8 protein-coding genes are annotated in these 14270 nt (G+C 39.8%); 3 read left to right on the top strand and 5 right to left on the bottom strand.

Annotated elements, in window-relative coordinates; translation table 11 throughout:
• Positions 1 to 153: 153 nt before the first annotated feature.
• The gene (locus AACU33_RS13735; protein WP_096589227.1) at positions 154 to 1101 is read right to left on the bottom strand and encodes a glycosyltransferase family 2 protein; all 948 of its coding nucleotides are present in this window, start codon (positions 1099 to 1101) and stop codon (positions 154 to 156) included.
• Positions 1102 to 1528: 427 nt separating this feature from the next.
• The gene (locus AACU33_RS13730) at positions 1529 to 2725 is read right to left on the bottom strand and encodes a transposase (protein WP_339375962.1); all 1197 of its coding nucleotides are present in this window, start codon (positions 2723 to 2725) and stop codon (positions 1529 to 1531) included.
• 139 nt (positions 2726 to 2864) lie between these two features.
• Between AACU33_RS13730 and AACU33_RS13725 the strand changes: the two genes are divergently transcribed.
• Complete coding sequence (locus AACU33_RS13725; protein ID WP_096589226.1) at positions 2865 to 4079, top strand: glycosyltransferase family 4 protein; 1215 nt, start codon at positions 2865 to 2867, stop codon at positions 4077 to 4079.
• Between the two features lie 29 nt (positions 4080 to 4108).
• On the opposite strand, the gene AACU33_RS13720 is transcribed toward AACU33_RS13725, so the two are convergent.
• From AACU33_RS13720 to AACU33_RS13710, 3 genes are all read right to left on the bottom strand, one after another.
• On the bottom strand, positions 4109 to 4453 hold the full coding sequence (locus tag AACU33_RS13720) for a hypothetical protein (RefSeq protein ID WP_096589225.1): 345 nt from the start codon (positions 4451 to 4453) through the stop codon (positions 4109 to 4111).
• Positions 4454 to 5208: 755 nt separating this feature from the next.
• The gene (locus tag AACU33_RS13715) at positions 5209 to 5835 is read right to left on the bottom strand and encodes a 4Fe-4S single cluster domain-containing protein (protein ID WP_096589224.1); all 627 of its coding nucleotides are present in this window, start codon (positions 5833 to 5835) and stop codon (positions 5209 to 5211) included.
• A 37-nt stretch (positions 5836 to 5872) separates the two neighbouring features.
• Positions 5873 to 6688, bottom strand: coding sequence for a radical SAM protein (locus AACU33_RS13710; RefSeq protein WP_096589223.1), 816 nt, complete (start codon positions 6686 to 6688; stop codon positions 5873 to 5875).
• A gap of 231 nt (positions 6689 to 6919) precedes the next feature.
• Between AACU33_RS13710 and AACU33_RS13705 the strand changes: the two genes are divergently transcribed.
• On the top strand, positions 6920 to 13798 hold the full coding sequence (locus tag AACU33_RS13705; protein WP_339375992.1) for a PAS domain S-box protein: 6879 nt from the start codon (positions 6920 to 6922) through the stop codon (positions 13796 to 13798).
• A complete protein-coding gene (locus tag AACU33_RS13700) occupies positions 13761 to 14258 on the top strand; it encodes an SRPBCC family protein (RefSeq protein ID WP_096589221.1) in 498 nt (165 codons plus the stop codon). The genes AACU33_RS13705 and AACU33_RS13700 overlap by 38 nt, the downstream gene beginning before the upstream one ends.
• The last annotated feature ends 12 nt before the right edge of the window (positions 14259 to 14270 follow it).

Below are 14270 nucleotides of genomic sequence, written 5' to 3'. Positions count from 1 at the left end.
TTCTGGATTGCGAGTTCAATGCTTATTTTAAATATAGGTACACATCATCATTTTGTTGATTTCTGAGTTGGCATGATGAAAATATATTTAGTTGAAAACTAAACATATTTTTCAGTTTGAAATTGTTTTATCTTGCACCTATGCGAGAAATTTCTAACCCCGCACTTTCCGCAATGCTTTAAATCCCTTACTACGCAATCTACCTGGTAAAAAAGACAACCCTAATCCAGTCCAAGCTTTAGGATTAGAAAAAGACTTACCAGCTAAAACTAGTTCTCTACCAGTTTGCATTTCACCTTTTTCAATTAAACGCAAACCTAATATCAACTGAGCTTCAGCCAGCCGTTTTTTCCTAATCGTTTCTAATTTCTCTGAATCAAACTTATAATTTTTTAAATACTGAATCTTATCAAATAAATAAGGAATAGCTCTATTAATACCTTGCTGTTCTGCATGGTAGCGATATTCCATCAATAGTTCTGGTAGATAATAACCTTTTTTACCAGCCAAAGCTAAACGCACAAATAAATCATTGTCTTCACAATTTTGGATATTGGGAAGCATAAACTCCAATTCTTGCAATGTCTGACGCCGAAATAATGTTGCACCAATTTGAAAGCTTTGGTAAATAAACACAACCTCTAGTAAATTATCCACAACCCCAGCAGATAATTTTTTCCTACCCCAACGACGAGAATTTTCTTGAGTCACCTCATCATTGCGGACATTATTAATATCAATTATCCAGTGGTCAGTTCCCACAAAATCAATACTAGAGTCTTGCTCAAGAATAGCAACTGTACGTGCCAAAAAATCAGGCGTAAGCCGATCGTCATCATCAAATTTTATAAAATATTCGCCACTCGCTGCATTAAATCCAGAGCGCATATTATTACTTTTACCAATATTTTGCTGATGACGAATGTACTGAATACGTTGATCGCTGTACTCTGACATCAATTCATCTGTCCCATCGCTAGAACCGTCATCACAGATAATTAATTCAAAATCTTGGTAACTCTGCTTGAGGACACTCTCAATAGCGTAAGGCAGAAGATGAACCCGATTAAAAGTAGGAATACAAACAGTAACTTTAGACACAGTGATAATAAATATTATTTAATTAAAAGTGATTGCACAAATCAACAATTTTAGTCTATTTAATACGAGTTCCATCTTAACACGCAAATCTAAGACTTCACCCGATGAATATCTGACAACCGGAAAAATACTGAATAAAATTTATAAATCATTTTTTAAAATTGTTAATTTACGTTTATCAGTATATCTAATTAACTAAACTAACTTAATTTAATATTGCCATAAACTTTTCCGTATATACAACAGTTGAAGTAGTAATATACAAAAAATTTATCATATTGGTAATAACTCAGTAATTAGCTTTTTATTATCTTTAACTTACTAAAATTTCATAAAACCTATCTCAGGGATATTCATGATGACAATCAGCAATGAATAAAGTCATCGTATATATATGATTGTATTTCTTACAATACTTCGGACAAAATTAGGCAGCAATAACGCCGTAAGATCGTAGGCTTTGGTAGTTAGGATGAGATTTAATTACAGTCGCACAAAGGCCTAACTTTGAAATAAACGTGTCGAGCAAATGGTCATTAAAAGAGCGTCGTTTGACACTGGCCATTGAAAAGACAAAGGGTTGTTGACCCGACTGCTGTCGATAAGCATCGAGCTTGGCAAGATTTAAGGCAGTGAAACTGACATTGAAATGAAAATCAAGTTTTTTAACATCACGGGCTTGACAATCACTCAGTCCGGTAAACTGTTTAGCATCACGGAAGATGAATTCGATTTGAAAGCGCAGTTTGTAGAAACGATAAATTTCGTCTGGCGATTGGCTGATATCTGTCGAGAATAAGACAGCATAACTCGGTTTGTGAGGCTGACGGCGGTCAAGTAAATAAGCCAGGCGTATCTTGCGTTTGAGTGAAACGTGCCATACAACAGATGTGTAGAGTTCAAGCCCTGATTGCAGTTCGCGTACCCAACTCAAGCGAGTAGGGTCGGCTAGATCAACTTTGCCATCATATTTACGTTTAGCTCCCCGTGCTTTTTGTTCACCTTCAAACACATATCGTAGATTCGCATCTCGGCGCAGTTTACTAATCACATCGAGCTTGAGCGCCCTCACCCCTGTGACAAATGCTTCCTTGGCATATGCTCCATCCACAGCAAGATAGCGAACTTGGGGAGGTAATTGAGGTTGAGTAATTTCCAGGTGGTGAAGATAGTAGTCCATCCGTGTCAGTTCTGGACAGAAGCCTTGGTCAAATGTTTGTTCAGCAAGCAGACCAAAGCCCACTTCAGTTTCTACATTTATCACCGCCACCAAGGACACTTCCAATCCTTTCTCGACTCGATTGTGACTACCATTGTAAAATTGGTCAAGTCCAAAGGTCTTTTTCCCACTTTTGGCAATGAATGAGCAATCCATCACGGCGATCATCTGGTGCTGTAAAGAGTTTGCTGCTTTGATAATTTCTGCGTTGAACTGGGCGAAGTCAAACTGTCTGTGAAACTGTCGTCGATAGGTTTTCTCGCTCAAACTGCTGTAGCGACTCAAGTTGGTAAAATTTACCTTGCCACATGTAATTAATATCGTTGCAAACAGCGTTGTCATCACCTTTACTCCCGGTTTGCCCAAAACGCCCATTTTTTCCACCAGGCTTTGTATAATTTCCATACAGCTATCGTTCCTGTGCTTGTTTCTTCTAATCAGCACCCTAATGGATCGATAGCTTTCTTGTCGATTGGCTCAACTCAAAACTGTCCGGAGTATTGTTTCTTAGTGTTATTACAGAAATATTACCAACATCAGTTATATGAAGATCCTCATGCTATCTTCCACATTTCCCTATCCACCAACACGGGGGGGAACCCAAGTTAGGACATTTAATTTACTCAAGTATCTTAGCCAACGCCATAGTATTACTCTGATAACTCAACGCGATGCTACTGTCACAGAGGCGGAAATAGCAGGATTAGAAAATTGTGTGGATCGTCTAGTTGTGTTTGAACGCCCCGCCGATGTAGGAACATCCGCAGGGATCTTCAAAAAACTTCAGCGCTTTAGCTCGTTTTTGCAGCAGGGGACACCGCCGAGCGTACTCAATCGCTACTCAATAGAAATGCAAGAATGGATTGATAATGTTGTACAAGCAGGAAAATATGATGTTATTACCTGCGAACATAGTGTCAATGAGATTTATGTGCGCCCTCATTTTCAAAAACAGCTAAAAACCGTAGTGAATATTCACAGTTCTCTCTACGGTAGCTGTCATAACCAACTTGCAACTGGTATTTCCGAAAATAGATTGCGGGATAAAATTAATTTGCCACTGTTACGTCGTTATGAGCAAAGCTACTGCTCTAAGTTTTCAGCTTTGGTGGTGACGACAGAAGAAGATAAAATTCAATTACGAGAATTTAATCCTCATAGTGAAATTACGGTTATTCCTAATGGTGTTGATTTAGTTTCCTTTCCTTATAGAACATTCGATCCGGGAGGACATCGCTTAATCTTTATCGGTGCAATGGATAATTTAGCAAACATTGATGCGGTATGCTTCTTTAGCCAAGAAGTATTGCCAGAAATCCAAAAACATTACCCCGATACAACTTTTGAGATTGTCGGTGGTAATCCTGCACCAGAAGTTTTAGCATTAAAAAAACAACCAGGAATTACAGTGACTGGGCGTGTAGCCTCAATGGTAGAGTATTTACATAAATCAACCGTCTGCATTGTACCAATGCGGACGGGTTTTGGAATTAAAAACAAAACTTTAGAAGCAATGGCAGCTGGTGTACCGATAGTAGCAAGCGATCGCGGTTTAGAAGGATTAGCGGTAGATGGTGCTGGTACGCCCCTAAGAGCAATGAGAGCAAATGCGCCAGCAGACTATGTTACTGCTATTAGTCAACTTTTCGATAGTCCCCAACTACGGCATGATTTATCTCATGCTGGTAGAGAACTGGTAGAAACACAATTTACCTGGGATATTGCCGGTCAACACTACGAACAAGTATGTTGTGGGTAGCGATTTTTAGCTACTCATCCAAAATCTGATTACTGTTGCATCGAAGGTACAGCAAAAATTCTGCTGGATATTGGCACACGTGGATTAGAAATTGGATCGGTTGTAGTTAAAGCAGCAGTGGTAGAGGAATTACTAGAATTTTCAGATAATTTCTCTGCTTTATTATTTGTAGAACTGTTCAAATCACTTGACTGCGATGGCAAAGTTTCTAGAGTTGTATCTACGCCAGTAGTTAGCTCAGAAGATCCGGGGCTAATCTTCTGAGTATTGCTATTATTGGTTTCTCCCTGATTTTGTGCGTGGCATGGAGTGACTATGAAAGCAGAGATTGAGGCTAAAATTAGGACTATTAGGTTCTGACAAGATTGATGCATTTGTTTAACTTACGCGATAAAAAATGAAGAATTTTAAAGTAAATTCACCCTTGATACCAGAAATAAATTAGTCTGAGCAGCAATGTTCGCAGGATAAAAATGCATCAGAAAATTTCCGGATGGTTTTTATCCCTTTTTATATGCTGTCAATAATGGTTTATTGAAAAACTTCTGGCTGCGCCTGTCTGAAAATCAAACAAGCTTTTCATTTATAAACTTCACAAACAACTTGGCTACGCAGTAGTAATTGCTCTGTTGTTAGTTGAAGAGTAAAGTGACAAACTAATACACCCCTGGTTTAGATAGATTGTTTTGTTAGTTAGGCTGGTGTAACTATCAACAATATACGTGTATAGTCATCGTTCATAAAATAGAAATTTTACTGATTTTTTTATTCCCAAGTATTTTGCTATTATTCGCCACAAATTTATATATTTAATGAAGTCAAGAATCAAATATATAATAATTTGAATAAGAAAATGTCCAATAAGTGTGGTGAAAATATAATTCGCTACAATACAAGCTAGTTTTACTGGTGTTCTTTAAAGTATATAAAGCAAAAAAAAATTGCAATTAAAATTTTCATGATTAACAAAAGTTAGATACATAGGACTTACGCAAGCGTCAATATTTTGAAAGCGATCGCTCCTAAAATAATGAGCCACTGCTTTCGGTTCTCAAACGAGTAGACCCTAAACAGTGGCTCCCCTATTGCTTTTGACCAGTTCCTATGATGATTTGTCCAACAGAATTAATTACTCTGTCTGCTCCCACAAACTTTGATAGCCAGTTACAATCCGGCTCCCATCCTTGAGAACATGAATTTCTATCTGATCGCTAGCCCAGCTAATTTTGTCTTGGAAAGCGGGATTAAAAATATGAACCCGTTGATTGCTGGAAGAAACTGGGGAATTAGGAGAATGAATAGCCAAAGACTCCACAAACGGCCCGTCAATCAAGATATCTAGTTGTTCTAACAACTCTTGCGAACCTGGAGGAGCTGATTCAGATTGTAGTAACTTTAGCGTAAAGCCAGTAAATGACATTACATTCAAGCCAGCCGCTTTCAATTTACGCGCTAGAGATGCTAATGCTGGTGCTTGCCAAAAGGGTTCGCCACCAGAGAACGTCACACCTGTATTGCGTGGGTTTTTGAGAATATTTTCCGCAAGGGTATCAACACTAATTAATTGATTGATCTCAAACGGCCAGGATGCCGGATTAAAACAGCCAGGACACTCCCTTAAACAACCTTGTACCCAGACAACAGCACGACAACCAGGCCCGTTGACTTCAGATTCATCAACATAACCCATAATGTTTAAATGCTCAGGGGGAATTTCTATAAGTGCTAGCGATGGTTTGCTTAATTTTGTTTCCATCTCTTTGCTCCTTTGAAGCGTTACCTGTTAACCGTTACTATAGAGACATTGCCGGGTAATTTACTGGAATGTTGATGGCATCGTGAATTTGAGTAGCTAGTGAAGCAAGGATGTCAGTGCTGACACATTTAAGGTTCTGAAAAAGGTAAGGGGGAGATTGAAGATTATCGTTGCCTCGTGCTTCCAATTGCCGTACCAAAACGCGGGGACGGGAAGGAATATTGAGTTGGATTTCATCTGGTTTTAGACGCTGAAGGATTTGGATATAATCCTCTAACATATCTGGTGTCCAAGAAGACAAAACCATTGTTTGAATAGCTAAGTGTCCCTGATATTCCTGCCGAAATTGCTCGATTCCCTCCAATATACCTGGCAGATTAATTGTCGCTACAGGGCGGTTAATTTGCTGCAATTGATTTGACGAAATTGCATCGAGTTTAGCAGCAACTGTATCTGCTAGTTTTAAAGCGCTGCGAACAGTGGCATCGTGCAGTAAAGTACTATTAGTTAATACCACTGTTGGTAATCTAGTAACTTTTTTCACAACTGCTAGAATTTTCTCTAAATTCAGTGCCAAGGTAGGCTCACCACTACCGCTAAGAGTCACGACATCTGTCTGCTGTAAAGGCATAATAGCCCGCAAGTCATCGAGAATTTGAGATGTAGGTACAAACACTTGGCGCTCAGTTGTCATGTGTTGGATTTTTCCCAACTGGCAATAGACACAGCTAAAAGAACAGGTAGATACTGAGCCAATGGGATCGATGCCAAGCGATCGCCCAAATCGCCAAGATTTCACCGGGCCGTAAACGGAAGAACACTGTGGCCGTTGTCTAGATAGCGTTGTACTCATACTTGCCCCTTCGCAGAATCAACCATACACTGGTATCAAAAATCCATATAAAAGCTGGACTCATTACAAATGTAGAGCCAGAATTTGAGGAACTTGTGAGGTTAGCGAGACAGTATGAAGCAAAAAGCCCAGAAGTAGGGAAGCAGAGGAGAAATGTCCCATACCTAATTCCCTATGCCCCATGCCCAATCAGATATTTCTTAGTGGTTGCAAATAAAACCAGAAATTGATATGGCAATTAATGCTCAACAGATCAAAATTTTAGTGGTAGACGCTCGTCCAGAAAATTTGCAATTTTTAACAGATATTCTCAGATGCCAAGGTTATCAAGTGCAAACAGAAGTTTCTGGAAAAGTGGGGATAAATAAAGCGATCGCTTCTCCCCCAGATTTGATTATGCTTGACATTTCGCTGCCAGATATAGATGGATATAAAGTTTGGCAATATATCCAATCTCATAAAATCACAAAAGATCTACCTGTAATTTTTCTAGGAACTCCACATAAATTACTTAAAAATCAAAATGTGGATTATATTTCTCAACCGTTGCAACCTGAAGAAATCTTATTAAGATTAGATAAGCAAATTACTATTTTGCAACTCAAGAAGCAGTTAACCATCCAAAATCATCAATTGTTTCAAGAGAAACAAGAGCGTCAACAATTAACACTCAAGTTAAACCAACAAAATCAGCATATAACTTCGATTTTAGATACTGTAAGTGCAGGAGTTTGTTTAACAAATGAAAACGGATATTTCGTAGATATCAATCCTGCTTATTGTCAAATATATGGATTTACACGTGAGGAATTGATCGGGCAACAATTTACCTTACATTATTCAAATTTAACAGCAGAAGAAAAATCTAATTTAATCCAGCAATATAAAAATTTTATTGCTAATGGTATTCAGCCAGAAAAAAGACAATTTAATATTACGCGTAAAGATGGTTTGCGCTTACCTGTAGAAATGAGCCAGGTAATTTATCAAAAAGATGATGGGAAATTTTTGGTTGTTACTACTCTCATCGATATCACTGCTCATCAACTTCTAGAATCAAATCAAGCATCTCGCGAACGCTATCTATCAGCCCTTGTGCAAATTCAACGCATTTTATCTACTTTTGATGGTAGTCACAAATACTATAGAGAAATAGTACAAATCCTAGGATCAATATCAAAAGCAAGTCGTGTATATATTTGTGAAAATCAGCTTACAGAAACAGGCACCTTGACGATAAATCAATATGCAGAATGGTGTGCGCCCGGAATTCCTGCCAAAAATACCAACTCTGCCCGCAGCATCTCTTCCTATGAAGATTTCTTCTCCCGTTGGATCGCTGTATTATCTCAAGGGGAGATTATTTCTGAGATAGTGACTGAATGTTCAAAATTAGAAAGGGAAATTCTAGAAACTCAAGGAATTTTCTCGATTTTGATATTGCCAATAATTGTTAAAGGTGAATTTTTTGGCTTCGTCGGTTTTGATAATTGTGTGGAAGTCAGGAGTTGGGAATCTTCTGAGATTTCAATTTTACAAGCAGCAGTCGCCACTATGGCGATCGCGCACGAACGCAAACAAGAACAGGAGCAGCTACAAACACAACTAATTCAACTCCAGCAAGAAATTCGCGTTAGTGAAGCTTCCCGCAAGGCTCGCCTGTTTGCTCTTAAAGTCAGTGAAGGCAAATATCGTCATTTAGTTGAGACATCCCAAGACATGATTTGGTCAGTGGATGCAGATGGCGTAATTACCTTTGTTAACCCTGCTGTTAAACAGTTTTATGGTTACGAACCCCAAGCAATGATTGGACGTAACTTTGCTGATTTCATCTTGCCAAATCAAATTGTTCTGATTAAGAAATTATTTGCTCGCTTGGTTAAGGGAGAGTCTGTTTTTCAGCAAGAAATTAGCTGTTGTGCTAGAGATGGTAGCACCCTTTATTTATTAATCAATGCGATCGCTTTACGCAATGAAAAGGGTTTAGTTGTTGGTGTAACAGGTACAGCCAGTAATATTACTAAGCGCAAACGCGCCGAACAAGCATTGCAAGCCAGCGCTATCAAACTTCGCCAGCATAACTTAGTGTTAACAGAACTAGCTAAAAATCAAGTACTTTATCAAGGTGACTTAAAAGCGGCTGTTAAAGAAATCACTGAAGTAGGTGCAAAAAATATCGAGGTGGAACGAGCTAGCGTTTGGTTATATGAGGAAAACGCCACAATTTTGCAGTGTGTTGATTTATATGAGCAGAGTCAACAGCAACATAGTGAAGGTTATTCACTTGTAGCAGCAGATTATCCAACTTATTTTCAAGCGCTGCACTCAGACCAAATCATCGTTGCTCATAACGCCTGCACAGATCCCAGAACCAAAGAATTTTTGGATTCTTACTTAACTCCCTTCAATATTACTTCTATGCTTGATACTCCAATCAGGCTAGGCGGAAAGACTGTAGGAGTTTTGTGCTTAGAAGCAGTAGCAGTTACTCATCATTGGTCATTAGAAGACCAAAATTTTGCGCGTTCTTTAGGTAATTTAGTATCTTTAGTGCTAGAAACACGAGAACGCAGACGCGCAGAAACAGCACGACGCATTTCCGAAGAAAAGCTAGGCTCGGCTTTTAGATCCTCTCCCGACCCGATTAGCCTCAGTACTTTTCCTGATATGCGTTATATCGAAGTTAACGATAGTTTCTGTACATTTTTTGGTTATTCCCGTTCTCAGGTAATCGGTCATACCAGCCAAGAATTGCAGATTTGGGTCAATCCAGAAGAATATGCTTTCCTCCCCCAAATGCTGCAACAGACAAAAGTCATCCGTAACCATGAGATTGATGTCCGCACCGCATCAGGGGAAGTGAAGACAACTTTGTTAAGTGCGGAAATGAGCGAAATTGATGGGCAAAAATACATATTGGGTACAGCTAAAGATATTACCGAGCGCAAGCAAGCAGAAAATGAAAGCCGTTTGTTGTTGTTGACTACCCAAGCCATTACTCGCGCCATTGATGTTAACAGTGCTTTAGCTCTCGTCCTGCGCCTAATTTGCCACAATATCAGCTGGGATTTTGGGGAAGCATGGCTACCTAGCGATGATGGAAATATTTTAGAACATAGTCTGAGTTGGTACGGAGAGCAAAACACCTTAGAAGAATTTTGGTTAGAAAGTAAAACTCTGAAATTAACTCTGGGTGAAGATTTACCAGGGCGAGTTTGGCAGAATAAGCAGCCAGAATGGATTGAAGATGTTTCTCATGTGTCACAGCCTGTTTTTTTGCGATCGCCACAAGCATTAAAAGTAGGATTAAAAGCGGTCTTTGGCGTACCAATTCTGGCTGGTAACAAAGTCTTAGCTGTTTTGGTATTTTTCAAAAGTAGCTCAGTCTCAGTGGATAAGCGGTTGTTATTACTAGTCGGTGCTGTAGCTGCTCAGTTAGGCGGACTAATTCAGCGCAAACTAGTAGAAGCCGCCCACAGAAAAAGCGAAGAACGTTTGCAGTTAGCCTTAGAAGCTAGCGATTTAGGATTGTGGGATTGGGATTTTAAAAGTGGCAGAATCTATCGTGACTGGCGTTGGAAGAAGATGTTAGGTTACGCAGAAGACGAAATTGAGGAAACTATACAAGCTTTTGAGCAATTAGTCCATCCAGAAGATTTACCTTTAGTTAAATCTTTATTAGAAGACCATTTCCAAGGTATTACTCCTGTGTATGAAGTAGAATTTCGGATGCGCTGCGCCTCAGGTACTTGGAAGTGGATTCAGAGTCGCGGTCAGATTTTTGAACGCAACGAACAAGGTGTACCCCTGCGGATGACAGGTACTCACAAAGACATCACCGAACGTAAAACCCTAGAACGAGAAATAGCCTTAAGAGAAGCTCGCCTCAATGCTTTTTTCTCTGGTGCTCCTGTGGGGATGGATATTTTAGATAAGCAACTGCGGTTTGTGCAAATCAACGAATTACTCGCAGAAATTCACGGACAGCTGCAAAAAGACCACATTGGTAAGAGTATTTACGAGATTGTTCCCCAGATGGCTCCCTTGGTTGCACCGTTCTACAAACAAGTGCTATTAACTGGTCAACCGATACTGAACGTAGAAGTAAGCATTCCATCACCCCAGCAACCAGAGATTGTGCGACACTTCCTGATTTCTTATTTTCCCATTCCTGGTGAAGACGATCGCCCATCTGGGGTGGGGACGGTAATGGTAGAAATTAGCGATCGCAAATATGCAGAACAAGAACTGCGCTTGGCAAACGAACGCTTACAATATCTGCTGATTTCTAGCCCTGTAGTGATTTATAGCAGCAAAACTTCCGGGGATTTCGGCAATACATTTATGAGTGAGAACGTGAAAAAAATGCTGGGCTACGAAGCGCGGGAATTTCTGGAAAATTCTAATTTCTGGCTGCGCCACGTCCACCCAGAAGATGTTGAGTATATCTTAAGAAAATTTTCCCAGCTGTTTGAGCAGGAATACAATTCTTACGAATACCGCTTTTTGCACGCTGATGGGACTTATCACTGGTTATACGAGCAGGTAAGATTGATCCGCGATGACACAGGAAAGCCAATAGAGTTTGTTGGTTACTGGGCAGATGTCAATGCTCGTAAGCTGGCAGAATTAGCTTTACAAGAAAGTCAGCAACGGTATCAACTTTTAGCAGAAGCATCTCCAGCTTGTATATTTCACACGGATGTTGATGGCAATTTCTTATATTTAAATCAACGCTGGAGCGAGATTACAGGGCTTTCTTTAGCAGAATCCTTGAGACAATCTTGGACAAAAGCTATACATCCCGATGACCGCCCGTATGTTTTGAGTACCTGGAATAAAGCCAGGGTGACTAAATCTCCGCATAAAAGCGAACATCGGTTTTTGAGAGCTAATGGAACGATTGTCTGGGTATTGTGTCAGTCTTTGCCAGAAATTGGCGATGATGGCGAAATTAAAGGCTATATCGGTACAGTTACAGATATTACTGAGAGAAAATTAGCAGAAGAAGCCTTACAGGAGAGCGCAGAACGGGAAAGAGCGATCGCGCAAGTAATTCAAAGGATGCGCCAAACCTTGGATTTAGAGACAATATTTGCCGCCACAACCCAAGAATTGCGGCAAGTTTTAGATTGCGATCGCGTTGTTGTCTATCGTTGTAATCCTGAAGGTGATGGGGAGTTTGTTTCGGAAGCAGTAGGGTCTGGTTGGATTTCTTTAATCGCAACACACCTAAATAACCCCACCCTCAAGGTAGAAAATGAGCGAGGTATGATGACACTGTTAAATAGTGCAGACACATTACAAGATCGAGATTTACAACCCAACCAAGACATCTTCTACGAATGCGTATCAGATATTTATCAAGCTGGATTTCAAACTCATACCATCAGGTTATTGGAGCGTTTTCAGGCAAAAGCTTATCTAACTGTGCCCATATTATGCGGTCAGGAACTTTGGGGATTATTAACAAGTTATCAAAATTCTCAACCCCGTCAATGGAAAACAGAAGAAATTAATATTGCAGTGCAAATTGGCAACCAATTAGGAGTTGCTTTACAACAAGCACAATTGCTAGCACAAACTCAAAGTCAATCACAAGAATTGCAAGCAGCTGTAGATGCTGCTGATGCGGCTAATCGTGCCAAAAGTGAATTTCTCGCTAACATGAGCCATGAATTGCGGACTCCACTCAACGCTATTCTCGGTTTCACCCAAATTATGAGCCGTGAAAATTCTTTATCTAGCGAACATCAGCAACACCTAGCCATCATTAATCGTGCTGGCGAGCATCTGCTTAATTTAATTAATGACATTTTAGAAATGTCGAAAATTGAAGCTGGCAGAACAACCTTAAATATCAGCAGTTTCGATTTAATCCACCTCCTCAAAAGCTTAGAAGAAATGTTGCGCTTGCGTGCCGCTTCTAAGAACCTCAAATTAATATTTGAATATGCTCCCGACATTCCTAATTATGTGCAAACTGATGAAAGTAAACTGCTACAAGTTTTGCTGAATCTCTTAGGTAATGCTATCAAGTTTACTAATAAAGGTAGCGTGACTTTGCGTGTCAGTATGGGAGTAGGCGAGCAAAATTCACTCCATCCCTCTGAGATCTTATTTGAAGTGCAAGATACTGGCCTTGGTATCGCTTCCCAAGAAATTAACTTATTGTTTGAAGCTTTTGGACAAACTGAAACTGGCAGAAAATCGCACCAAGGAACAGGGCTAGGTTTAGCAATTAGCCGCAAATACGTACAGTTAATGGGTGGAGATATTAGTGTAAATAGCACTTTGGGGGAAGGTAGTAAATTTACCTTTGATATTCAAATTAACCCAGCCTCAGCCAATGAAATTCAGATTCAGCCCAGTAAATCTGTAGTAATTGGTTTAGGACCACCGCAAAAAGAATATCGGATCTTAGTAGTTGATGATGCCACAGAAAGTCGTTTGGTAGTAGTAGAATTACTGGCATCTATTGGCTTTGTTGTAAGAGAAGCTACTAACGGTCAAGAAGCGATCGCTCAATGGCAGGAATGGCAACCACATATAATTTTTATGGATATGCGAATGCCTGTAATGGATGGCTATGAAGCCACAAGAGCGATCAAAGCTAGAGAATCCCAACAACCAATATCTCATCACCGTACTATCATTATTGCTTTAACTGCCAATGCTTTTGAAGAACAAAGATCAGCAATGATTCGCGCTGGCTGTGATGACTTGATTAACAAGCCATTTCGCGAGGAAATATTATTAGAAAAACTCAGCCAATATTTAGGAGTAAAATATCTTTATCAAACAGAAACTAATCCCTGGGAAAAAGCCAGCCAAACAATCGCAGAACAAATTTTAACGCCCACTGATGTACTAGCTTTGTTATCGGAAATTTCATCTGAATGGTTAACCCAGCTTTACCATGCTGCTGCACAATGCAGTGACGAGATCATCCTAGATTTGCTGAGTCAAATTCCTCCAGATAATGCTGAATTAAACAAATTTCTGGCTGACTTAGCACATAACTTCCAATTTGAGAGAATTATGGAATTAATTGAGCAATTCAACCAGGAAAATGGCAAATTACAGCTTTTTAACAATTTGGGAAATTGAAACACCTATCGACAAAGTTTGGGATGTAATTATCCATTCCGAACGCTGGCCTAGCTGGTGGAAAGCAGTTGAAAGCGTAGTTGAGATTGAAGCAGGTGAAGCGTCTTTAATTGGGAATATCCGGCGTTTTACTTGGCAAACACCTCTCTCTTACAAACTGACTTTTGATGGTTGCGTTACTCGCATTGAGCCACCCAAAATTATGAAAGCAGTTGCTAGTGGTGAATTAGAGGGAGTAGGCTTGTGGGAACTAGAAGAAGTTGATGGAGTAACTACAGTCAGCTACACCTGGACTGTAACCACCACTAAACCTTGGATGAACGCACTGGCACTATTTATTCGCCCATTGATGGAATGGAATCATCATGAAATTATGCGCCAAGGTGGTGAGGGAATAGCACAACTTCTGAGCGCGCGACTCATCAGCAATCTATCACAAAAATCGACTCTAACATCATAAATATCGCTCAAA

Source organism: Calothrix sp. NIES-2098 (genome assembly GCF_963875125.1).
Taxonomy (GTDB): domain Bacteria; phylum Cyanobacteriota; class Cyanobacteriia; order Cyanobacteriales; family Nostocaceae; genus Aulosira.
The sequence above is the reverse complement of the archived record's forward strand: the minus strand, read 5'-3'. Positions and strand labels throughout refer to the sequence as shown.

Bases quoted from the DNA above. Each gene is read 5' to 3' on its own strand.
- AACU33_RS13730 (WP_339375962.1), bottom strand. From the start codon at position 2,725: ATGGAAATTATACAAAGCCTGGTGGAAAAAATGGGCGTTTTGGGCAAA.
- AACU33_RS13720 (WP_096589225.1), bottom strand. From the start codon at position 4,453: ATGCATCAATCTTGTCAGAACCTAATAGTCCTAATTTTAGCCTCAATC.
- AACU33_RS13715 (WP_096589224.1), bottom strand. From the start codon at position 5,835: ATGGAAACAAAATTAAGCAAACCATCGCTAGCACTTATAGAAATTCCC.
- AACU33_RS13700 (WP_096589221.1), top strand. From the start codon at position 13,761: ATGGCAAATTACAGCTTTTTAACAATTTGGGAAATTGAAACACCTATC.
- AACU33_RS13705 (WP_339375992.1), top strand. From the start codon at position 6,920: ATGGCAATTAATGCTCAACAGATCAAAATTTTAGTGGTAGACGCTCGT.
- AACU33_RS13725 (WP_096589226.1), top strand. From the start codon at position 2,865: ATGAAGATCCTCATGCTATCTTCCACATTTCCCTATCCACCAACACGG.
- AACU33_RS13710 (WP_096589223.1), bottom strand. From the start codon at position 6,688: ATGAGTACAACGCTATCTAGACAACGGCCACAGTGTTCTTCCGTTTAC.